The following is a 23,303-nucleotide window of genomic DNA, read 5'->3' on the forward strand; positions in this document are numbered from 1 at the left end:
CACTTTACCCTCGCTCTCGCGAGCGCATAACCCAGGCTACGTCAAGTGCCATCGATATATTCAGCAAGCCCTAATTAAATTTTTTGTAGTTACTCAATAATTCTTCTCCAATATATAGCCTTTCTCCGTAACATGAGGTGCTCATAGGGCATAGAGCATAGGGCATAGGACTCGCCCCCATACCTCGCTTTCTTGAGAACCGCTATACCAGATTCTGTTAACATGAAATTTAGATGCGTTCGCCCTGTTTATGGCCTCGCCTCTTAAATGAAGGATAATTAATTAATAATTAAATGGGGGCGCAAAATCAAAAATAATGGCAATGCTTGTATCACAGTTTAAATGTGCAACAGCTTAACAACTTAAAAAAATCTCTTAATCATTGGAAATTGGAAATTGGAAAGTGGTAAATTGGAATTGGGAATTGTGCTTGTAGTGACGACTTTAATCCTCATAAAACTCGCTCGTACTTGCCTTCCTCACTACCAATCTATAATGCTGATACCGTACACGATCCTGATTAAACCGACTGGATATCGACGGAAATCGATAAATTGAGAAATATAAAAATTTGTATTTTTCAAACTCTTCCACTTCTGCTTGTGGGGCTTTGCATCTAGCTCGCCTAAAATATGCAATTTCTATGCCGATTAGGTGATTGGTTTGTGTTAATATGCTAAAATATCCAACAACCACGCGGTAATAATTAGGTGGACAAACTTCAGACTGATATAGAGGCAATCTACTCTCAAATTGAGGAATTGCGCTTGGAACGCCAGCAGCTTAGTATTGCCGATGTTGTCCCAGCCGGTGATTCGCCCCAAGCGATCGCCGATGCTTATCGGCGTCACGCAAGGGAAACAGCACAAGTGTCGGCAGAAGTCAAGGGGATAGATGACGCGATCGCGGCTCTGTCTGCTCAACTGAGTCAGAAACAGCAGCAGTCGGTAAAGTTGCAAAGAATCACTCCGATGGAGGAGCAAGTTGAAGAAGGAAGAGTGCTTGCTCAGGGACACGCGGAACGGATTAATGAACTGGCGGCGGAACTGGCGGCGGAAGTGAAGGGACTCAAAGCTATCGCCGACCAAATTAGTCCCAGCTACTGGCAGGTTTATTACAAGCCTTTTATTACTGGTTTTAAAAGTATTTCTGTTCCATACGTGCGATCGGACGGGGATGTTTGGACTATTGTCAATCGAGTAGTTTAGAGAGGCTGCGGGAGCAGAAATAATCAGCGCTGAAGACAATTTTTTTCCTGTCCCTATTCCTCCACCTCAACCTCGCAGCAGTTGCTTAATGGTGCCGACCAATTCTTGAGGGTGAAATGGCTTGGCGATGTAAGCGTCTGCTCCTTGTTTCATTCCCCAATAGCGATCAAACTCTTCGCTTTTGCTCGAACACATTACCACCGGCAAATTTTGGGTTTTAGGGTCGCTTTTGAGCCGACGACAGACTTCGTAGCCGTTCATCCGGGGCATCACGATATCCAGAACGACTAAATCTGGGCGGTTAGCCTTGATTTGCTCTAGAGCTTCTACGCCATCACTCGCTACCGTGACGTTGAGTCCTCTACCTTTGAGCAAGTCGGCGATCATCTCCCGCAGAGTGACGCTATCATCAACAACCATAACTGTACTCATAGAATAATCCCTACCAAGTTTCTGGGTTGAAACGTTCTCATTAACGTTTACACTAACGTTCACCTTCAAAGGTGTCTTTTCCTGATTGAGATTGCGCTCTGCTAAATGTAGTTTACCCACTTTTGCTGATTTCTCAATCATTTTCTGAGTAATTACCACCAAATTTAAAGATCCGCGCAATCTCGGTTGACACACGAGGCTATGTCCGTTAGTCTATCATTTTCTTTCTCAAATGGTACTATTATCAAAAAATCAGGGTATAGCTTGGTTGTGCGTTTCCCGTTGAGGACGGCGGTGCTCGGCCACCTGCATCAACATTTGTCTAATTAGGATTTTTCGTACCAAAAGCGGATAGTTTTTGGTCGTAGACCGTCTCTAAAACGACCGGGCGCTGGCGGTAGCTGTGACCGGTGTTTTTGCAGCCATTAGCAACGATTCCCAAAACGGAAGCTCCAGAAATTTTTAATTCTTCTAAAACTTTGCGAACTTGCGATCGGTCGGTTTGCCCAATTTGGACGACCATAATCGTAGCGTCTGTGTGAGCTGCGATCAAGTGGGTGTCTGCTAAGCCTGCTAGTGGCGGGGTGTCATAAATTACTAAGTCAAAAAATGCTTGAAATTGCTCCATCAGATACTGCATTTTTTTGGAAGAAAGAAGCTTGATCGGATCGGGGGGAATTTGGCCTGCAGTGAGTACAAACAAATTTTCTTGGTTCGGGGCTCGTTGAATCGCGTCATTGAGGCTGAGATCTGTGGAGATGGCATCGCCTAGGCCACGCACGTTTGACAGTCCTAATTTAGCGTGCAGTTGCGGGCAGCGCAAATCTGCATCTACTAACAATACTCGCTGTCCGACTGCTGCTGCTGTGGCTGCAAGGTGCAAAGCTATTGTAGATTTGCCGTCTCCGGCTACGGCTGAACCAACTAAGAGCGATCGAATTGCCCTGCCTGCACTCAGCAAGTGAATGTTCGTGTATAACGATCGAAATGCTTCTAAAAATTGATAGTCCAAGTCGCTCAAAATACTTGGTCCCCCGCTCATCGGACCAGTATGTCTAGCTTCGCCCGGTTCGACTACTTCCACTTTCGAGTTCGATCGAGCCGATGTTAGTTTCCTCTGTCTGGCTGGCGGCCTGCGCTTGACTTTTTTGGTAAACGGAATCACCCCGAGTATTGGCAATCTTGTGGCGATTCTCAGTGATTCTGGAGTGTGGAACACAGTATTTAGTACCTCTACCAGCAAGCCGACTGCTATGCCCAGGAGAGTGCTTAAAATTACTGCCAGCGCTAACTGTTTTCTGGTTTGTTTGACGGTAGCTGTTATAGGCTGGCCGAATTTGTCTAGCGGAATTTGCGGAGGATTTATCAGCACCCAGGGGATTTGCTGCTGAGCTGCATCGATCCGCAACGCTTCTCGTTTTGCCAAGAAGTCCGAAAAACTTTTAGTAACTACTTGCAGTTCCCGCTGTAAATTGTCGTATTGTCGGGTTGTGACTGAAAAATTTCTAATTTTTTGGTTGAGAGCATTTTGCAAAGCGGTCATTTCGCGATCGCGCGCTTCAACTTCTTTGATTTGGGTCTCTAAATTTCCCATCACCACTTTTCTTGCTTGTTGAGTGGCGGTTAAAATCAGTTCTTCCCGACTTTTTCGCAACGCTAAAACTGGCAAACTGTCTTCTCTATACTGAGCTAATTTTAATGACAATTCCGAGTCAATTCTCTGAATTTGACCTAAGAGTCCGGCGTAAGCTTGTCCTTGGGTCATCAGCAGCCCCTGGGGATTATTTTCGTTGAGTAGTTTTTCATAGCTTTGATAGAGGTTTCGCATCCCTTTTAGCTGAACTCTAATTTCTACTTGCTTACCTCGAATGCTTTGAACTTGTTCAGAGAGAGATTTTCCCTCCATCTGAGGTTCAAACAAGTTGCTCTGCTGCCGCAGTCTTTGGACTTGCAGTTGTAGAACTTCCACTCTTTCTCGGAGCTTGGGCATCTCCGTATCTATAAACTTAATACCTTGATTAATGCCCATCAGCCGTTGCTGCAAGCTGTAATCTAGATAAGCTTTAGAAATTTTCTCCAATACGCGGTAAATCTTTTTTTGGTCTGAATCTTTGTAGCGAACTTGTAAAATTTTTGTGCCTTGCTGTTTGCCATCTTTCGTGTAGCTGATGCGCTGGATCGACATTTTTGATATCAGTTCGCTATAGTTCATTTTGGGATACGAAGCCCGCAATTCCTCAATCACTGGCTGCATCATTTTGGGACTTCGCAAAATCCTAATTTGGGTTTCGTAGTCTAGTAGGCTAATTCCTTCTATATTAATTCTTGCTAAGTCGGCAGATTGGGTGTTGTTTAATTGTTTGGATTGCAAACCTTCAGCCGTGGCTGGTTCTACTAACAGGGAAAAGGAGCCTTCATACTCGATCGTAATCTGTTTAGACGTGAGGACGATCGCTGTTCCTGCCAGGGCGCTCAAAGCAATGGTGGCTGCTGCCATGACCAAGAAGCGACGGCGCACGACCCCTAACAACCAGGACAAGTCTAGCTTTTCTTCTTCTCTCTCCTCTACGAAGTGAGATCTGTAGTTCTGAGCTGATAACTCCGGCAGTTTGCCATTCGATTTGGGTTTGAAGGGTTGATAATCTTGTCTGCTATCCATATTCAGCCTGGGTATTTTTGAGGTTGATATTTTTGAGGTTGATATTTTTGAAGCGGCCAGGTCTCGGCTGGGTAATCTTATTGTTTCGTTTATTCTAGCCTTTGCCAGAAATTATCCACCTCACCCGCCGCCTTCTTACCTGAATAAAAATCGGAGAACGTTTATAAAATTTAACACTCCCGTAGCTGGCCCGACAGGTCCGATTACAGCGTTCATGCGATCGACAAAATTGACGAGACCCCTGCGAGATACGATAATCATGTCGTTGTTGCGAAGTTGAGGATTGGTTTCTTCGTTAATTCCTTGAGTCAAATTGACTTCGATCGTCCGTTTAGTAGCTGTACCATCGTTATTGAGGCGGACTAGCTCAACTTTATCCCTTCTAGCTCTGGTATTCTCGTAGCCAAAAAATCCTCTGGAAATTAAAGCTTGATTCAGGGTGGCATTAGCTGGGAGCCTCACGGGATCGAGGGATGTTCTGAGTTCTCCTACTACATAAACGTTAATGCCGACAGGGGCAAAGTTAGTGGTCGCCAGTACGCCAGCTTCTGCAGGGTTGACGATCGTAGCTTTGGGCACGATGATCGTGTCTCCCTGCTGGAGGATTGTATCTTGGGCACCGTCGCCGGACTCTAAAAACTGCCACAGGTTGACTGGGATAATTTGTTCGCCGCTTCTGGTGACGCGCCGCACTTGGATTTGCCGGATGTCCGCATCGGAGGTGATGCCACCGGCTAGCTGAATCGCCCGGATGACGGTGGGGAAACCTTCGCGGCTGAGGTCGTTTGTGGTGTTGCCACCGATCACGACGTAAGCCCCAGGGCGGGTGACTTGACCCACGATGGAGATTGATCGAGGTTTTTCTGGGGGTGGCGAAAAGTTTGCCGTCGCAAATTGACGAGCTTCTGCTTGGTTAAAGTTGGCGACTGTGGGGATCACGATTGTGTCTCTGTCTTGCAAAATGATGTCTTGAGAGATGTCTCCTTCTTGCAAGAATTTCCACAGGTTGACGTTGAGGACTTGATCCGGGCCGTCTCGTTGGGGACGGCGGACGCGGATGTTGCGGATGTCGGCGACACCCGTGACGCCTTCTGCTAGTCTGATCGCTTGGGTGACGGTGGGGTACTGGACACTCGGCGAGGCTCCCGGGCCAGGAGTTAGGGTGATGGTGAAGTTTCCGGGCCTGGTAACTTCTCCGATGACGCCGACGTTGAGGGGGCGGGCGGCGACGAGGCTGACTGTGACTATGGGGTCTTTGAGGACGCGGCGGTAGGCGTTCCGGATGATGTTGGTGGCTTCTACTAAGGTGCGGCCGCGGATGGAGACCAAGCCGATCAGGGGCAGGTTAACTGAACCGTCGGAAAGAACTTCGTAGCCGCGGCTGAGTTCGGGTACTTCGAGTATTTCTACTTGGATGCGATCGCCGCCGCCGAGTTTATAGCTTTCCGGCGATCTCGTAACGGGCGCAACATTCTGGGCTTGCTCTGTGCCTAGCGGGATGGGGAGTTGTGCCGGGGTGCTTCTGGCGTCAGCGAGGACACTGGAAGCAAACAAGACAACACCCACAACCGACCGGGCTATCTGTCTTGGAAAATGGGTGTTAACCATACACCACCTAATTTTATTGACTATGATTTATATAAGTGTAGCCTTTTTAGTGCTGGGCAAAAAGCTCATTATTTTAAGCGATCGCCGAAAAAACGATGCTGTATTTGTGCTTTATGCCTAATTTCTGTGTTAGCGTGGTTCCGGGTTGACGGCTATATTTTATATCTCGATAATTTGGTCTTTTTTCGGATAAAGGAAAGCAATTATGACTGAACCAGTGTCTCTACCAAATATGCTGAAAGAGCTGATTTTAGGTAGTTCTTCATTGACATGGATGCTACTTGCTATAGTCGCGATAGCCACTATACTATTATTTCAATTTGCTAGCTATAAAAAAATAGGTTTGGCTTTAGAAAAAAGCTTTGCTGGTCTTTATATTTTTATCTCTCCCTTTCTGATACAACCTCCTTTTAATTACTTGCATTTTGTCAACTTGAAAGATCCAGAAGGTGGCATCTTAAAACTCATACCTTATTTTTTTTACCCCTGGGTAGTATTTATTTTAATTTCAAGAATTAAAAATTTTAGTAGCAATTTTATAGAAATTTTTGCCAAAGTATTGACAATGAATCCTTTTTTCTTACTTTATATATTACTTCCATTACTGTCTACATTATGGTCTCTAGTTCCTGAAGCAACGCTAAGAGCAGGCCTAGCTTTTTCAGGATTTACTGCTTTCGGGTTTTACATTGCAGCCCAATATAAATGGGAGGATTTATCTCGTTTCTGGCGGTGGGGATACACGGCAATAGGTTTGGCAAGTTTTGTAATAGAACCCCCTGGAGCAGGCGATTTTGTCGGCTTAACCCAATCTAAAAATTCTTTGGGGGGAGTCTTAGCTCTCTGTACGGCATTTTGGTATTTGCATTATTTTCAAGGAGCTAAAACTCAGAAAGAGCGCTGGATTTCTTTGGGAATGATGTTCTTTTCCTTTTACCTAGTAAGGGCTAATAAATCGGGCTCGGCTCTCGTGATTACTATCATATTAATAATGGCAGTGTCGTCACTAAATTTTCTAAAAAAATTAAGTTTTCAGTGGGCCTTTACGGCGATTATATGTTTCCTGGTGGTCAGCATAATTATGACTGTTTTTGTAGTAGACAACCTAGAGGATATTATTGTAGGTGGGTTAGGCAAGGACTTGACTCTAACTGGGCGGACAGAATTCTGGCCACAGTTAATCGCTGCGGTCAATCAGCGTCCCTGGTTTGGCTACGGATACGATGGATTTTTTCAACAAGATAAGTTAGGAGCGGGTACTCCTGCTTATTTTATTTATACTCCAAATGGATTTCAACCGAAAAATCCTCACAATGGCGCCATCGGGATCTTGTTAGCCTTCGGTTGGCCGGGATTAATTTTAATGATGACTTCCTTGGTACTCAATTTAGCTTACGCAGTTCGGTATTTGAGTCGTAGCACCCTGGAAGAAGCGGGAATGCCTATTTGTTTTCTAGTGTCTATTATTATAAGCAACATCACAGAAGGTTATATTATAGAGATAGCAAATCCTTGGCTGAGTTACGCAATGTTGACGGTTCGACTTGCGATAGATAATGCTAACAATAGTTCTAACAGTAGCACCAGTAACCCTCAAAGGCGTTATTTAGCTCACACTGTCCATTGAAGTAACCATTGGGCGGATCGTGGGTCAAGTAGGGGAACATCTCATATTTGTAAAAACACTTCTTCTGATTCCTTCCTTCTTCCTCTTTCCTTCTGCCTCCTACCTCCTGCCTTCTGCCTCCAAACTCCAATTTCTAGGTTGGCTGCTTTCATTGAGACGCTCCCTTAAGTTGTGGTATGTTGTTATAGGATCAACCAGTCTAATTTTGCAAGATTGCCGACCCTGCCAGAACCGCGTTTGTGTTTTGTAAAGATTTAAAATATTCTGATGCTAGATAAGTTAACTGCGGTCAGTCAAAGGCTCGGCCCTAGTCTGCGCCAGGTACTCAGCAACATAGCTTGGCTGTTCACTGACCAAATCTTGCAGATGGGTCTAGGCCTGTTTGTAGGCCTTTGGGTGGCTCGCTATCTTGGTCCGACACAATTTGGATTGCTCAACTACGCGATCGCCTTTGTGTCGCTGTTTAGTTCAGTGGCAACGATGGGGTTGGGTACTCTGGTAGTGAGGAATATCGCTCGCGACCCAGAATGCAAAAATGAGACTCTGGGAACAGCCTTCGGACTGCAATTTACTGGTGGCTGCATCACTTTGTTGTTAACTGTCACCGTGATTGCGCTACTCAAGCCCAACGACACTCTGACTCGGTGGCTGGTAGGTATCATCGCAGCAGGAACTATCTTTAATGCTTTTGAGGCTATCAATTTTTGGTTTCAGTCCCAAATCCAGTCAAAATATACAGTGTTGGCTAAAAATTCGGTATGTTTTTTAGTTGCTGCTGTCAGAATTGGGTTAGTGACAATTAAAGCCCCCCTGCTTGCCTTCGCCTGGGTTCGATTGGGAGAGGTGGCATTGGTAGGAATCGCTTATGTATATTTTTATAAGCTTACGGGGAATAAAATTAAGGATTGGCATTTTAGTTGGGAACGGTGTAAGGAACTGCTCTCGGAGAGCTGGCCGATAATTTTGTCGGGATTGGCAGTTTATGTGTACTCAAAAACCGATCAGATAATGCTCGGCGCCATGAATCAAAATGCTCAACTGGGCTATTATGCTGCGGCTGTTAAAATTTCGGAAATCTGCGATTTTTTGCCGATGATCATATCAAGCTCTATTTTTCCCAAATTAGCGAATTTGAGAAAGACAAATTATGAAGAATATCTAAATAAATTTCAAATTTACTCGGATATTATGATATTTTTATGGTTGGGGGTGGCCATACCGATATCATTACTTTCTCCCTGGATAGTGCATCTGCTTTACGGTGAAAAATATGCACAGTCAGCAGCGGTACTGGCTCTCTACGTTTGGGCGCAATTTGGCAGTAACTTTGGAGTAGCACGGAGTACATATTTGAACATAGAAGGTCAGTTGCGCTACGGCCTTTACTTGACTGTAGTCGGATCTATTTTCAATGTAGCGTTGAATTTTTTCCTGATTCCTAAGTATGGAGCTTTTGGAGCAACTGCAGCTACTCTTATAACTTATTTTTACGTGATTATATTAGTGAATTTCTTGATTAAGGAATTGCGACCCTTCGGAAATTTCATCTGGCGATCCCTTAACTTATACAAGGCAGCTTGTAGAATCAGAGGATTAATAAAGTGATTCAAATTAAACCTAAAATCGAACAGCGATCGAATTGCCCCTATTGTGGAACAGAACTTCATCCCAAAAATGTTCTGTGGCACGGTATCCACATTATTCTAGACTCTAAGTGCGAGGGATGCGGCAGCGAGATAATCGACGATTTGAGAGTAGGTCATGGAGTGAAAAACTACATCCAAGTTAATTTAATAAAAGGAGAAGTTTTTGCAGCCGATACTTACAAAAAGGAATGGTTAGGCAAACCATTACTCTATTCACTCCAAAATCCTCAACCGGAACAACTTGAGATTGTAAAAGAAATTTTTAAACCCTGCAATCGGGTAATTATCTTAAACTGTATCGATCATCTTTATGGTCACTCCCTGCTCAAGTTGCTAAATGCACAAAGGCACTTAGAATGCAATTCTGACTACGGGTTAGTTGTGATAGTTCCTAAGTTCTTAAGGTGGATGGTTCCCGATGAAGTTGCAGAAATCTGGACAGTACCTATGTCTTTAAAAAATGGTCAGAATTACTATCCCAGTTTCGCCGAGTTTGTTGAAGAAGAAACTAAACGCTTTGATGAAATTTATGTCAGCGAAGCCCATTCTCATCCTAGTCAGTTCGACATCACGCGCTTTACTAGAGTTCCCAAACATAACTTTGAGAACAAAGAAATCAAAATTACTTTTATTTGGCGCGAAGATCGTTTATTAGTTAACCGTTTGCTGTTTCGAGTGCTTAGAAAAATAGATCAACAAGCAATGTCACTGCGATTGCAAAATTTAAAAATTCAGCAGTTATTTGAGAAGATCAGGTTGCAAGTACCAGAAGCACAATTTGCAGTGGCTGGCCTGGGCACAAAAACTAAGTTTCCAGAATGGATTAAAGATTACAGGGTGGATAGTTTTAATGAAAAAATTGAAAAGGAGATTTGCCACCTTTATTCAGAGAGCCGCTTAATAATTGGTCTTCACGGCTCCAATATGTTGCTACCGTCTGGTCATGCTGGTATGACAATTGATTTGATAGATGAGCGGTGGGGAAACTTTGCCCAAGATATTTTATACCAAGAAAGCGACCCGAGAATGGCTACTTTTCGCTATAGATTTTTGCCGTATCAGACTAGCAATGATACACTGGCATTCATAGCGGCTGTAATGCTTCTCAAGTGGTCTAAGTTTAAATCCCAGATGACTGCTGATGTTATATAATGTCCGGCTACTTAGACATAATACCGAATTGGCTAGCATTCAACTATTTTCCGTATTATAAATATGGATGAACTTGTCAATGTTGTGAAAGTCTTTGACATTTTTTCTCAACCATTGTTCATCCTTGTCCCACCACTTAAACTTCAGCAGAAAATCAATCTTTTGTTCATCAAACCTATAGCGAATAAGTTTGGCGGGAATTCCTCCACAGATAGCATAAGGTGGCACATCTTTGGTGACAACGGCTCCGGCTGCGATGATGGCTCCATCACCAATAGTTACACCATCTACAACAATAACATTTGAGCCAATCCAAACATCATTACCTATATGGACAGTTTTTTCCTCTTCTTCAAAATATTTTTTGTCTACAAAGGTTGTCCCTACTAGTATCTTGGGCGAATAAAATATCGGATGGCTTGAAACAAAATTTCCTACAGGATGTACGCCTAAGCGAATGATGCAGTTTGGCCCAATCGAACAAAAATTGCCGACAACACCATTGAAAATTCGCGTATTATCGCGCACATAAGTGTAAGAACCAATGACAGAATCTTTTATGGCTACGCGACTAGACACACTAACATTGTGACTGATAGTTGAATTGGTAACCAAAGCCATATAGTCTTGATAAAAATTATCATATTTAAACTTGTTCTTCCACCAATTGACTAAAAATCGCAGATATTCAGTGATCGGATTTTTGAGTAGAGAACTGAGAAGTGTTGACATTTTAGACATGGTTACTAATTACTTATTCAAGGTTAAATATTGTGTTCCCGCATAACTTATTTATTTTTTTCTTAATACGCCTGATTAATGGGGGATGATAATCATAAAATGTATCTTGAGTGAATTGATCGGCTACAAAATTTCGGATCGCGTGGTTGGGATGCCTTAAAGGAAAGGTTATTGCTTCCGTTGGCATATTACTGTATATACTATCTTCTCCTGAAGTATGGGTAGCTTGACTGCCAAATCCAATATTAGAAATTAAATTTTTTTCTGGAATAATAGCAAGTCCATTTTGAACCCAACAAGTAAAAAGCCATCTAAAAAACCAATTGTTGAGAGTTCCATCATAGGAAACTTGAAAAGCACTATCCCAAACTTTTACAGATTGAGGATTAGCTAATAAATTTTCGAGAAAACCTGCTTCCCGAAGTTGAGGCCATAACTTCATGTCAATATCATAGTATTGCCATGCTCGGCGCCAAGTTGCCCATCCCCAACAGTTACTAAAACGCGAAAAATAGTAACTGTCTTCTGTTCTTTTTCTCCCAAACTGTAAATTCACACCAGCGATTGACATAATCCGTTTGTCATCTCGATAATGCTCTAATAACTGTTCACAAAAAGGGAAGAAGTTTGGGTGGGGCAAACAGTCATCTTCTAAAATAATTGCTTCCTCTACGGTATTAAATACCCAGTCGAAACCGCTAGAAATGCGATCCTTGCAACCAAAATTAATCTCTGAATAATTTTTTAGAACTTCACAGTCCCAATCGACCCGATCGATAATTGCACGTACAGCGGCGCACTTTTCAGCTTCCCCAGGCTTGTTGGCACGAGGGCCGTCAGCAATTACTAACAGCTTAGGCGGTTTAACTTGTCTAATCGCCTCGAAGACTTTTTCGGTATTATCAACTCGATTGAAAATAACGAAAACAATGGGAGTTTTTATCTGGGAATGTGGCATTTAAACTGTTCAACTCCAAAGATTATAAATATTTTGGCTTAGTAGAACTCATCATTATAAATGTGCTAGGAAGCTTGCAGGGTTGGTCTGTTAACTTAAGTTCTAAATTCCAATTTATCACCAAAAAGTTCGCGGGTCAACTATAATACAGCAATAGTTTATCCAGACACACTTCTAAGACTGACGCTCTTAAACTCTCAAACCTTGATACCCCGACCCCCCTTGGCTAAGTGGGGCACTCTTAAAGCCCTCTTGTGAAAGGGGCGAGCGACTGCGTAAGCCCTAATTTCGTTCTTGTAGCGGCGGTTGCAACCGCCGAGCGAGTGGCAAAATAAAACACTGTTACTTTTAGCCTTACCTATCGTTAAAAACCGCAACACAGGGAAGAATGAACCGTACTAATATCGCCGTCCTTTTAACTTGCTTCAACCGCAAACAGAAAACATTGGCTTGCTTAGAGGCTCTTTTTAACCAGGCATTTCCAGCCAATGTAGATATTTCCACCTATATAGTAGATGATGCCAGTACCGACGGTACCAGCGAAGCAGTTCACCAAGCCTACCCTCAAGTCAAGATTTTTCATGGGGATGGCAATTTATTCTGGAACGGCGGAATGCGCTTTGCTTTCACCGAAGCCATGAAAGACGATCCCGACTACTACCTTTGGCTGAACGACGATACAATTATGTATCCAGAAGCCCTTAAAACCTTATTAACAACCAGCAACCAACTCGCTCAAAAAGGAGAAACAAAAGCCATCGTCTCCGGTTCTACCTGCGATCCCCAAACGGGTAAAACTACTTACGGTGGCGTGGTGCGAGACCACCCCCTTCTTCCCTTCCGATACCGCCTCGTAGAACCAACTCAAGAAGCTCTACTTTGTAGCACAATACATGGCAACTGCGTTCTACTTCCCCGCAATGTCGTCCAACTTGTGGGCAACCTAAATCCTGCTTTTGTTCATTATATTGGCGATTGGGATTATGGTTTACGAGCGAGACAGAAAGGATGTACAGTTTGGATTGCTCCCGGTCATTTAGGAACTTGTTCCCTAAACCCACAGGTGACAAAAACCGCTGCAAAAAATTTGAGCGAAGGGTTAGATAAAATGAGCACGCCGAAAGGTTTATCCTTTAAAGATGCGACCCTGCAACCGCCTGGAGAATGGAAGGTATTTACTCAGCAGCATGGTGGTTTGTTGTGGCCAATTTATTGGCTGCTACCTTATAGAAGGTTAGTTTGGTTGTCAGTGTTGAGTAAACTGGGATTGACTAAAAACAAAACTCAAGGTGAATAGGATGGTTGACAAAAATGAATTTCGCATCGCTTGGCTCGTTCCTTCGGCAGAATTTGGGGCCTATTGGCCGCCGGTTTTACATGAGCTGAAAAAACTAATTCCGAACACGATTTTTTATACAGGTCGCCTCTGGCCTCGCTACGATCCGGAAGCTCCTGGTACAGAAGTAGTCGAAGTTGTGGGAGATACTCAATTCATCACCACCCAAAAGATAGAAACGGGGTACAGTCGTGGTTATATTAAGGCTACTCCTGGGATTATTTTTCCTCTTTTGAAATTCAAGCCCCAGGTCATTTTTGCTAGTGGATTTTCGATCTGGACATTGGTAGCTATAATCTTTAAGCCTATAGGGAAATGGCGACTGGTTTTAGTTTATGAAAGTAGTTCCCCGAATGTAGACTTTCGAGATTCTAAGGTGCGCTCGACTATTCGACGCTGGATGGGGAAATTTGCTGATACCTTTGTTTCTAATAGTCGCCGAGGTAAAGAATATTTGGTAGAAGTGATTGGGGCCGACGAAAGTAATATCTTTGCTAAACCTTACATGGTTCCTGATGCTAAAGCTTTGGTACAAAAGTTAGAAAATAATAAGTCTGTATCCTTGTCATTTCCCCACCCAATTTTTTTGTGCGTGGGTCAAGTAATTTCTCGCAAAGGGATTAAGAATCTGTTAGAAGCTTGCACAATTTTGCAAAGCCAGGGATACTCGAATTACACAGTCATTATCGTTGGAGACGGAGAACAGCGACCGGAACTAGAAGCTCTTACAAAAGAATGGGGTTTAGAAAAACAAATTGTTTGGACAGGGTGGATAGAATACGGATACTTGGGCTCTTATTTTCTAGAAGCTGATGTGTTTGTTTTTCCTACGTTAGAAGATACTTGGGGAATGGTGGTGCTAGAAGCGATGGCATTTGGTAAGCCGGTTTTGTGTTCAAAATGGGCGGGGGCTTGCGAAATGATCGTTGAAGGTGAAAATGGTTATATTTTTGATCCCTATCAGTCGGAAGGTATTGCAAACGCGATGCGGGACTTGATTGATTGCCCCGAAAAGTTAGTGATGATGGGGCAAAAGTCCCAGGAACTGATCGCTGAACATACACCAGAAAAGGCTGCAAAATTAATAGCAGATGTGACGTCGCTAGTATTGGAGAAAAGTTGATGAAAATTCTTTTATCTGCCTTTGCCTGCGAACCGAATCTCGGCTCCGAAGAGGGAGTAGGATGGAATACTGTTATCCAATCTGCTAAACATCACGAAAGTTGGGTATTTACTCGCACGTTTTGTCGATCGTACATTGAAGCAGAACTAGAGCGGAACCCAGTGCCAAACCTGCACTTTGTTTATTTTGATCCGTTTGGGTGGAGCGAAGATTGGAAGGGGAAACAAGGATTGCTGCAACTTCACTACTATCTGTGGCAAATCTGGGCTTATTTTATCGCTCGGAAGCTCGATCACGAAATTGGTTTTGACATAGTACATCACGTAACTTATGTCAAACATTGGTCTCCAAGTTTCTTGGCGCTGTTGCCGCATCCTTTTATTTGGGGGCCTGTGGGGGGTGCAGAAGCAGCACCAAAGCCTTTTTGGCAAGATTTTAGCCGCCGGGGAAAAATTTACGAAACGCTGCGGGCATTGGCTCAAAGCGTAGGAGAACGAGATCCGTTTGTGGGTCTGACGGCGCGTCGCAGTGCCGTGGCGCTGGCAACTACGGAAGAAACCGCAGCCAGACTGCGATTTCTCAAAGCAAAAAACGTGAAGATTTTCTCGCAAGTCGGTTTATCGCAGCAGGAAATTCAAGAACTAGAGAAATTTTCTCCCCCGCCTGAGCAACCAATTAGATTCATCAGTGTCGGTCGTCTCTTACACTGGAAAGGGGTGCACTTGGGACTCCGTGCATTTGCGGAGGCGAAGCTGGAACAATCGGAATACTGGATTGTTGGAGACGGGCCCGAAAGGCAGCGCTTGGAAGCTTTGGCAACAGAATTGGGACTGGCAAATAAAGTATTTTTTTGGGGAACTTTATCTCGCACTGAAACTCTTTCTAAAATGGGGGACTCTCACGTTCTCCTCCATCCGAGTTTGCATGACTCTGGAGGTTTTGTTTGCACGGAAATGATGGGGGTTGGCCGTCCGACGATTTGTTTGGATTTGGGGGGCCCGGCTACTCAAGTGACGGCTCAAACGGGGATTAAAGTGGCTGCTACTGACCCCGATCGCACTGTGCAAGGTCTAGCAGAAGCTATAGTGTGTTTAGCGCAAAATCGTGAATTGCGAGAGCGCTTGGGTCGATCGGGTCAAACGCGCGTCAGGGAAATCTATGATTGGGATGTTAAAGGTCTATTCTTTGCCCAATTGTGCGAAGATGTATTCGATGGAAAATCAGGATAACTTCTGATTGTTCGATCGGGCAAAACAAAGAAAACTATATTTTTTCAGGCGGTGAAACGTGGGCGTTGCAATCATTACTGGCTCGGCGGGTTTAATTGGTTCTGAGGCGTGTAAGTTCTTTGCCAAACAAGGCTTAGATATAGTTGGCATCGACAATAATATGCGCCAGTTCTTTTTTGGTGCTGATGGTTCTACAAACTGGAACCGCCAACTGCTCGAAAAGTCTTTGGGTACCAAGTATTATCACTTAGATGTGGACATTCGCGACTATGAAGCGATTACCAATATCTTTCAGCGGTACGGCGAGTCGATCGAATTAGTAATTCACACAGCAGCCCAGCCCAGCCATGATTGGGCTTCCCGTGCTCCGAAAATAGACTTTACCGTCAATGCCAACGGCACTCTCAATCTTCTAGAAGTAACTCGCTTGTACTGTCCTAAAGCGGTTTTCATTTTCACTTCTACCAATAAAGTATACGGCGATACGCCTAACACTTTGCCTTTAATTGAATTAGAACACAGGTGGGAAATTGAACCAGGCCATACTTACGAAAGCGGCATTCGGGAAGATATGTCAATTGATCAGTGCCTGCACAGTTTGTTTGGTGCTTCTAAGGTAGCTGCTGACATTTTAGTTCAAGAATACGGTCGATATTTTAATATGAACACCGCTTGTTTTCGCGGCGGCTGTTTGACGGGCCCAAATCACTCTGGAGCTCAATTGCACGGCTTCCTCGCCTACTTGATGAAGTGTGCTGTCACGGGAACTCCCTACACCGTGTTTGGCTACAAAGGCAAGCAAGTTCGCGATAACATTCATAGCGCTGATTTAATTTCGGCATTTTATGAATTTTATAAAGCTCCCAAAAGCGCCCAAGTTTATAATACAGGAGGAGGCAGGTACAGCAATTGTTCGATGTTAGAAGCTATCCAGATGTGCGAGGCAATTGCGGAACGCAAGTTTAATTGGACTTATGCTGAAGGGAATCGCATTGGCGATCACATTTGGTGGATTAGCGACAATTCAAAATTTTCCAGTCACTATCCCAACTGGAAAATGAAATATAACGTTAAACAAATTCTACAGGAGATTTATGAATGTAACCGCGAGCGTTGGCTGAAAGAAGATGCCAATGATTGAGCGGGGCAAAAAGAATGTGCTGGGAATTTTGGTAAACGATTGAAGAATACAAAGTTAAACAAATCTTAGGGGAGATTTATGAGTGTAACTGCGAGCGTTGACTTAAAGAGGTGCTCCATGATTGATAAAGGGAAAAAGAATGTACTGGGCATATTAGTAAATGCCGTTAATTATGAAGCGGCTGTTAGCAAAATTATTGCAGCAGCCAGCGCCGGAAAACCAATGTCAGTTTCTGCTTTAGCGGTTCACGGGGTAATGACTGGGGTTCTAGACAGCACTCATCGTTATCGGATTAATCACATTGACTTAGTATTGCCAGACGGACAGCCGGTCAGGTGGGCGTTAAATTGGCTATACCATACGGAATTGCCCGATCGAGTTTGCGGGCCGAATGCGATGTTACAAATCTGCGAACGTGCGGCAGAAGAAGGATTGCCTATCTATTTGTACGGATCTCAAGCTTCTGTACTAGAAGCTTTATCTCGCAATCTCTGCCAGCGTTTTCCCAAGTTAATTATTGCTGGAACTCAGCCTTCTAAATTTAGGCACGTTTCGCCCCAGGAGAAACAAGAAATTGCACAGGAAATTCGCAACAGCGGTGCAGCAATTACGTTTGTCGGTTTGGGGTGTCCCCGGCAAGAAGTCTGGGCTTACGAATACCGGGACGACTTATCAATGCCGTTGATTGCTGTAGGTGCTGCTTACGATTTTCATGCGGGTAATTTGGCTAAATCTCCTGACTTTTTATCTAAAATAGGTTTGGAATGGCTGTTTCGGATGATGAAGGAACCTCGGCGCCTTTGGCAGCGGTATGTTTTTTTGAATCCGCTTTATATCTGGTTGTTTTTGCTACAAGCTTTGAAAATCAAACAGTTCGACCCCACAGACGCGACGCCGCCTGTAGAAGAAGTATTATATGGTTGAAATTTAAAAGTTTCTTGTGAATTATTGCTGCTCACAAGAAAAAATTTAAAAAGCAAACACATCGTAACTAATCGTTTTGAGGTGCAACTGCGATCGCATAAGCTGTTCCGGCATTTAAATTGTCTGTCAAAAAAAATTAAAGTCTTGTGGGGTGGGCGTCCCGCCCGCCCTGAATATACAATTTAAATGCGCGACAGCTTATTCAATAAAATTGATATCAAATCCGGTGGCATCCGAAGTATAGTGGGAGCTTAAGAGCTCGCTACCCAAATCGCGAGCTCTTAAGCCCCCACTGATATCATGTCCGAGCGATTAACCATAATATCCCGGTCGGGGCGGGTTTTTGAGATTGTCAATTATTGGCAGGTATTGTTCGTGAGGGGAGGCCCTACAACAATCGCGGTCGCACGACCGGACATGATATGACATGATCCAAATATATGATTCCGATGCAACTGGAAACGATCTTACGCCAGAAAACAATTTTTAAATTATCTATGTGGTAAGGTGCGGACTGCACACATTACATACAAAGTTTGTGCCTCAGTTTTGATCGAGTCAGGTGGATTGCTGGGTCAATAGTCGCATTTGGTTTGACTGTAATCCTGCCATGGGCGATGATCGCAGGGGATCACAAAAGTAGTGTGAGTGTATAACCAAACTTGATAATCAAACCAAAAGTTTATTGCCCTTACCTCGATTTGGCTATGGCTTTTGTGCCACAATCCGGATCGAATCGTACTTGTTTTCATCAGCAGCAACAATTGTTGTCAGCAGTAGCTTCCAAGCTTGGAATTTACTGTTTTCTTGGAGCTTTACTATCTGATGAGATGCCATTGAATCGAACACACTGAAAATTTTTCTTTCATCATCGATCCAACTGTTGGCAAATTGGCGATAGTAGCCATTAAACTCAGTAGAAATTATCTCAAATCCCCCTTTTTCACAGATAGCGCGGAAGCTCTGCGGTGTGAAGAAATACAAATGCCTTGGTACATCTAGATGCATCCATGCAATCCCTGATGACTTCAGCCCAATACAAGAGTTATTTGGTACTTCCATTACCAATTTGCCACCATCCACGAGCAATTGCATGGCATTGCGGAGTGCAAGTAAAGGATCTCTGGTATGTTCGAGTACGTGGTTCATCACAATTAGGTCGTACTGTCTAGACTTGACTTCCGGGGGCAAAGATTCAGCAGTACCATAAAATACATCAAGACCTCGCTGTTGGGCCAAAACCAAAGCTTGTCGATCGGGTTCTACACCCCAGACTTTGTGACCATCTGCTTGCAATTCTTGCAGCAGGTGCCCGTTGGCGCAACCGATTTCTAATATCGAGCAGGAAGCAGTCCCGAACTGTTGCTTCCACCATTTACTTGTGACATCTACTCCGCGATCAAAACGCCAAGCTAGATGGGTACGCAATTTATCGAAGAAGGAAATAGAAGAGGCCGATACGAAGCCTGTAAAGTCTATATGATGAGTATAATACTCATCGATGTCGTAGAAGCTGGCGATTTTGTTGAGATCGGGTAGAGGATGAATGCATCCAAGTTGTGACTTTTCGCACCAATACAATTGAAATGACTCTTTGTTTGCAGGTCTGCGCCAATCACCGGGTATGAATAGCCACGGTTTCATACTCTCTCCCGATATCGGGCAGACGACGGTAGGGCTTAAGGACGTTTGACTTTGCATTGGAGTTTTCATTATTTAGGTACTTGACGTACTAATAACCACTCGTGTCGGATGTCAAATCCAGAAATCAATTATGTGCGATTAACAATTGCAGAATCCGAAATACAGCAGATGACTGCCCAAAAAATATTAGGTTTCGGAAACACGATTGCTGCGGCGTGGTTTTCAGCTTACATCGAATTTAAGCTAACCCATTTAACTTGCTTTGTCACTTTGCATAAAAAAACTTCACATTCCGCGATCGGGATCTGAGTAAGTTTTCATATATTTACGAATTCAGCAATACTTCAAGTATAAATTAAGTTATAAAACTGGGTAGCGATGTAGGCTGCGAGCGAGACCAATAAAAACTTTCTTGCATTTGTACCTCAATAATATTGCTGAAATCTTTTGCGAAAGCGAAGTATAAAATTTGCCATTTCATATATCGGTGGGCGCAAATGTTGCGCCCGCTACTGTTCCTTGATCTGAAAATTTAGCTCCCAATTGAGTTGGGAAGCCAAACTTTTCTTTAATCTTCAGCACAAGAGCTGATTGACAAGCGCGCATTTTTATGAGTTTGTAGCGAATGCCTCCTATCGATCGGCGTAAGCCCCCATCCGTTCTTTGATAAACCGGATATAAAAATGCCTGAAAGTAGACTTAATCACGCGGGGCATACCAAAGTCGATCGGCATCATGTTTTCCGGCAACTTCCAATCCAAAACCTTGAGATTTTCCGGCTGCAACAGCGGAAAATCAATTTCCTCTAAATTCGAGCACAGTCCTAATCTCATCGCCGCAGCTACAGTGGGAACCGCCGCCGGATCAGCATTAATAATTTCAACTAAAGTTCTGTCCAAAGCAAACACATCATCAGACGCGGCCAAAATTCCCAAAAATTTAGGTTCGCCGCCGCTTGGCCCGTTACCTTCGTGACCGATAATGCCATCCAAAATCGTCAAATTTGGGTTAATTGCCCGGGCAGTTTCTACCAGCATTTCACCGAATCTGGCGCTATCTTTGCCAGCTTCCATGTGCCACCAAGCCTTCATTTTGCCGGGGACGCAGCCGAACAAGTTTTTCACGCCCATTGTCACGGTTAATTGAACGTGAGATTTGAGTTTGGGCAAATTAATCACTACATCCGCTTCCATTGCTTCTTTGCAAATTCGCAGATGATTGAAATCTTCGCTGACAGTTTCGTAGCGTTTTCCTTGAAACTCAACTACTGGCAAATTCAGTTCTTCCAACAGTGGCAAATAACCGTTTGCTTTGGCTACACCCATAGCGCTACCAAAAGCTGGACTATCGCCTAAAAATGGTTTTCCTCCGGCTTCAATGACCATTTTAGCGACGCAGTAAACCAATTCTGGGCGGGTGACGCATTCTTTTGTAGGGCGAGAACCGGTGAGGAGATTGGGTTTGAGTAAAACCCGATCGCCCGATTTGACAAAAGCCGAGATTCCGCCCAAGGGTGCGAGCAAACTTTCTAAAGATACTTGCAAGATTTGGCGATCGTATGAATTGGCCTGAACTAAACTAACAGCAGACATAATTATGAATTAATTTGTAATTGGTTATCGATGGGGGAATAATCTCAATGTAACGCAGGCACGGAACACCCTAAGCAGGGTGATCTGCGCCTGCGTTACCAAGAATCATCTCAATACAAATGAACCCTAACTATTCATCGGCAATCTACCAACAGCAGCCCGCTGCATGGTACTAACTCGCAGTGAGTTAGAGAATATTCCTTGACCTTGCAGTTCAGGGATAGCAGGTTTTACTTCTACTTTTACCACCCTGGCTGTGCAGATAAAAACCGTTTGATCGGCTAAATGGAAAGTCAACCAAGGTTGATTTAACAAAGTCAGCACTTCCTCTTGGAATTCTTGTGCAGGCATCGGAATAGTGAAAGTTTCAGCCTGACCTTCCACATAATGAAATGTCACTTGAGTTGTGTTCTCTTTATCTTGAGTTAATTTGGCAAAAGAACCTGCGCGCATAAATCTTGCTCCCAAACTTTAGACTATAAAAAAATCCAGAATCAAATCTAAAAAAATTGAATTCTGAATTGTTTAACTTTAACCTGTGACAGCCGTTAGGCAGAACTCAGAAGGCAGAAGGCAGAATTAAATCGAGTTCAGCCTTCTAGTTTCTAGCTGATACCTGCGATCGCCTATACGTTAGCAGAAGATGTTGGCATCGCACTCATTTTCTCTAAATCTAGAACTTTTGCCAAGTCTTCTGCACTCATTAAACCCCGTTCTAGCACAATTTGCCGCAAAGATTTGCCGGTTTCTAGAGATTCTTTGGCGACAGCGGCGGCGTTGAGATAGCCGATGTGAGTGTTGAGGGCGGTAACGAGGGCGAGACTACCTTCAGCATAAGCGAGACATCGATCGCCCTTAGCTTCAATTTTGGCGAGGCATTGTGTAGTCAGGGCGCTGATGGTATTGCCTAAAATTTCGATGCTGTGAATGAGATTGTAGGCAATCAGGGGCATCATCACGTTTAATTCTAATTGTCCCGCTTGGGCGGCCAGGGCGATCGCGCTATCGTAACCCATAACTTGAAAACAAACCATCGATGTCATTTCTGCCATCACAGGATTGTATTTTCCCGGCATAATAGACGAACCTGGTTGCACAGGAGGCAGTTGAATTTCTTTCAAACCAGTTTTCGGCCCGGAGTCCATCAAACGCAAGTCATGGGAGATTTTAACGCAATCCTGAGCGAGATTTCGCAGTGCACCAGACACATTTACAAATGGTGCCATACTCTGCATAGCAGCCATTAAATGCTTTGCTGGTTTCAGAGGTTGGTCGATTAATTCGGATAGAATTTCAGCAACTTTTTGACAGTATTCAGGGTGAGTATTTAAGCCTGTTCCTGCCGCACTTCCCCCCAATCCCAGGGATGTCAAATCATCGGATGCCCTGTCAATTCTCAAGGTATGTTCTTTCAAAATTTGCGCCCAAGCACCAAAGGTGTCGCCGAGTCGAACTGGCACAGCATCTTGTAGGTGAGTGCGGCCGGATTTAACAATATTTTTGAATTCTTCTGCTTTGTTTTCTAGGGCAACTACAGCATCCGACAAAGCCGGAAACAGAGTTTTTTCTAACGCCAACAATCCGCCGATCCGAATCGCCGTCGGAATCACATCATTTGTCGATTGACCGTAGTTTACATGATCGTTAGGACTGACGCGCTTGTAATTACCTTTTTCGTCGCCCATAATTTCCAAAGCGCGATTTGAAAGAACTTCATTAACGTTCATGTGGTGAGAAGTTCCGGCGCCGGCTTGGTAGACATCAACTACAAATTGATCGCGCAAATTGCCTGCTAGGATTTCATCTGCTGCTTGGACAATTGCTTGACTGATGTCTTGGGGAATGCAGCCGAGTTCGCCATTGGCGAGCGCCGTAGCTTTCTTAATTAAAACACAAGCATCAACGTATGTTGATAAAGGCTTAATGCCACTGATCGGAAAATTTTCAATAGCCCTTAGAGTTTGGATGCCATAATAGACATTAGATGGGATTTGTTTGTCTCCCATCGAGTCGCTTTCGGTGCGGTAGGTTGCGGTTGGCTGTTCAGTCATTCGATTTTAGATTTTAAATTTTAGATTTTAGATTATCGCACGTTTAGAGGTAGTTTAATTAGTCCTGGACGCCTAAATACCAAAGAAACCGGGTTTTTCACCAGTATTTAAGCGTCAAATGCAGTATTTCCGTAAAAAACCTGGTTTCTGCGTCCAGGAGTATCAATGATGAAATTAAATCTAAAAATCAACAAGTGCAGAATATCTGGCAACCATCCGAATTATACCTCCT

Annotated in this window: 18 protein-coding genes; 9 read left to right on the forward strand and 9 right to left on the reverse strand. The window is 43.8% G+C overall.

Going from position 1 to position 23,303, the window contains the following annotated elements; translation table 11 throughout:
- Nucleotides 1–710: 710 nt before the first annotated feature.
- Complete coding sequence (locus QUA34_RS22990) at nt 711–1,208, forward strand: hypothetical protein (protein ID WP_333216787.1); 498 nt, start codon at nt 711–713, stop codon at nt 1,206–1,208.
- Between the two features lie 66 nt (nt 1,209–1,274).
- On the opposite strand, the gene QUA34_RS22995 is transcribed toward QUA34_RS22990, so the two are convergent.
- From QUA34_RS22995 to QUA34_RS23005, 3 genes are all read right to left on the reverse strand, one after another.
- A complete protein-coding gene (locus QUA34_RS22995; RefSeq protein ID WP_039886668.1) occupies nt 1,275–1,640 on the reverse strand; it encodes a response regulator transcription factor in 366 nt (121 codons plus the stop codon).
- 322 nt (nt 1,641–1,962) lie between these two features.
- On the reverse strand, nt 1,963–4,299 hold the full coding sequence (locus QUA34_RS23000; protein WP_333389350.1) for a polysaccharide biosynthesis tyrosine autokinase: 2,337 nt from the start codon (nt 4,297–4,299) through the stop codon (nt 1,963–1,965).
- A gap of 135 nt (nt 4,300–4,434) precedes the next feature.
- Nucleotides 4,435–5,907, reverse strand: coding sequence for a polysaccharide biosynthesis/export family protein (locus tag QUA34_RS23005; RefSeq protein WP_333086208.1), 1,473 nt, complete (start codon nt 5,905–5,907; stop codon nt 4,435–4,437).
- 205 nt (nt 5,908–6,112) lie between these two features.
- Here QUA34_RS23005 and QUA34_RS23010 point away from each other — a divergent pair, with 205 nt between their 5' ends.
- The 3 genes from QUA34_RS23010 to QUA34_RS23020 all read left to right on the forward strand — a co-directional run bounded on the left by QUA34_RS23010 (nt 6,113) and on the right by QUA34_RS23020 (nt 10,332).
- A complete protein-coding gene (locus tag QUA34_RS23010) occupies nt 6,113–7,534 on the forward strand; it encodes an O-antigen ligase family protein (RefSeq protein ID WP_333389351.1) in 1,422 nt (473 codons plus the stop codon).
- 267 nt (nt 7,535–7,801) lie between these two features.
- Nucleotides 7,802–9,139 carry a flippase gene (locus tag QUA34_RS23015; protein WP_333211229.1) on the forward strand — a complete coding sequence of 446 codons (1,338 nt, stop codon included), beginning with the start codon at nt 7,802–7,804 and terminating at the stop codon, nt 9,137–9,139.
- Between the two features lie 161 nt (nt 9,140–9,300).
- Complete coding sequence (locus QUA34_RS23020) at nt 9,301–10,332, forward strand: hypothetical protein (RefSeq protein ID WP_333389352.1); 1,032 nt, start codon at nt 9,301–9,303, stop codon at nt 10,330–10,332.
- Between the two features lie 39 nt (nt 10,333–10,371).
- Here the strand turns inward: QUA34_RS23020 and QUA34_RS23025 are convergent, their stop codons facing one another.
- A complete protein-coding gene (locus QUA34_RS23025; protein ID WP_333389353.1) occupies nt 10,372–11,064 on the reverse strand; it encodes a CatB-related O-acetyltransferase in 693 nt (230 codons plus the stop codon).
- A 22-nt stretch (nt 11,065–11,086) separates the two neighbouring features.
- Nucleotides 11,087–12,031 (reverse strand): glycosyltransferase family 2 protein, encoded by a 945-nt coding sequence (locus tag QUA34_RS23030; RefSeq protein ID WP_333389354.1) that lies wholly within the window; start codon nt 12,029–12,031, stop codon nt 11,087–11,089.
- Between the two features lie 388 nt (nt 12,032–12,419).
- On the opposite strand from QUA34_RS23030, the gene QUA34_RS23035 reads away from it, so the two are divergent.
- The 5 genes from QUA34_RS23035 to QUA34_RS23055 all read left to right on the forward strand — a co-directional run bounded on the left by QUA34_RS23035 (nt 12,420) and on the right by QUA34_RS23055 (nt 17,784).
- Nucleotides 12,420–13,328 (forward strand): glycosyltransferase family 2 protein, encoded by a 909-nt coding sequence (locus QUA34_RS23035; protein WP_333389355.1) that lies wholly within the window; start codon nt 12,420–12,422, stop codon nt 13,326–13,328.
- A 1-nt stretch (nt 13,329) separates the two neighbouring features.
- Entirely contained in the window at nt 13,330–14,490 is a 1,161-nt protein-coding gene (locus tag QUA34_RS23040; protein WP_333389356.1) for a glycosyltransferase family 4 protein, read from the forward strand.
- Nucleotides 14,490–15,719 carry a glycosyltransferase gene (locus tag QUA34_RS23045; protein ID WP_333389357.1) on the forward strand — a complete coding sequence of 410 codons (1,230 nt, stop codon included), beginning with the start codon at nt 14,490–14,492 and terminating at the stop codon, nt 15,717–15,719. The genes QUA34_RS23040 and QUA34_RS23045 overlap by 1 nt, the downstream gene beginning before the upstream one ends.
- A 58-nt stretch (nt 15,720–15,777) precedes the next feature.
- Nucleotides 15,778–16,860 (forward strand): NAD-dependent epimerase/dehydratase family protein, encoded by a 1,083-nt coding sequence (locus QUA34_RS23050; RefSeq protein WP_333322753.1) that lies wholly within the window; start codon nt 15,778–15,780, stop codon nt 16,858–16,860.
- 78 nt (nt 16,861–16,938) lie between these two features.
- Nucleotides 16,939–17,784, forward strand: a complete 846-nt coding sequence (locus tag QUA34_RS23055; protein ID WP_333389358.1) for a WecB/TagA/CpsF family glycosyltransferase — start codon at nt 16,939–16,941, stop codon at nt 17,782–17,784.
- Between the two features lie 705 nt (nt 17,785–18,489).
- On the opposite strand, the gene QUA34_RS23060 is transcribed toward QUA34_RS23055, so the two are convergent.
- From QUA34_RS23060 to QUA34_RS23075, 4 genes are all read right to left on the reverse strand, one after another.
- Nucleotides 18,490–19,428, reverse strand: coding sequence for a class I SAM-dependent methyltransferase (locus tag QUA34_RS23060; RefSeq protein ID WP_333389359.1), 939 nt, complete (start codon nt 19,426–19,428; stop codon nt 18,490–18,492).
- 632 nt (nt 19,429–20,060) lie between these two features.
- On the reverse strand, nt 20,061–21,020 hold the full coding sequence (locus QUA34_RS23065; RefSeq protein ID WP_333389360.1) for a DUF362 domain-containing protein: 960 nt from the start codon (nt 21,018–21,020) through the stop codon (nt 20,061–20,063).
- 126 nt (nt 21,021–21,146) lie between these two features.
- On the reverse strand, nt 21,147–21,473 hold the full coding sequence (locus QUA34_RS23070) for a hypothetical protein (protein WP_333081738.1): 327 nt from the start codon (nt 21,471–21,473) through the stop codon (nt 21,147–21,149).
- Nucleotides 21,474–21,646: 173 nt separating this feature from the next.
- Nucleotides 21,647–23,071, reverse strand: coding sequence for an aspartate ammonia-lyase (locus QUA34_RS23075; RefSeq protein ID WP_333389361.1), 1,425 nt, complete (start codon nt 23,069–23,071; stop codon nt 21,647–21,649).
- Nucleotides 23,072–23,303: the final 232 nt, after the last annotated feature.

The sequence above is a fragment of the Microcoleus sp. POL10_C6 genome (assembly GCF_036701585.1).
In the GTDB taxonomy this organism is placed as follows: domain Bacteria; phylum Cyanobacteriota; class Cyanobacteriia; order Cyanobacteriales; family Microcoleaceae; genus Microcoleus.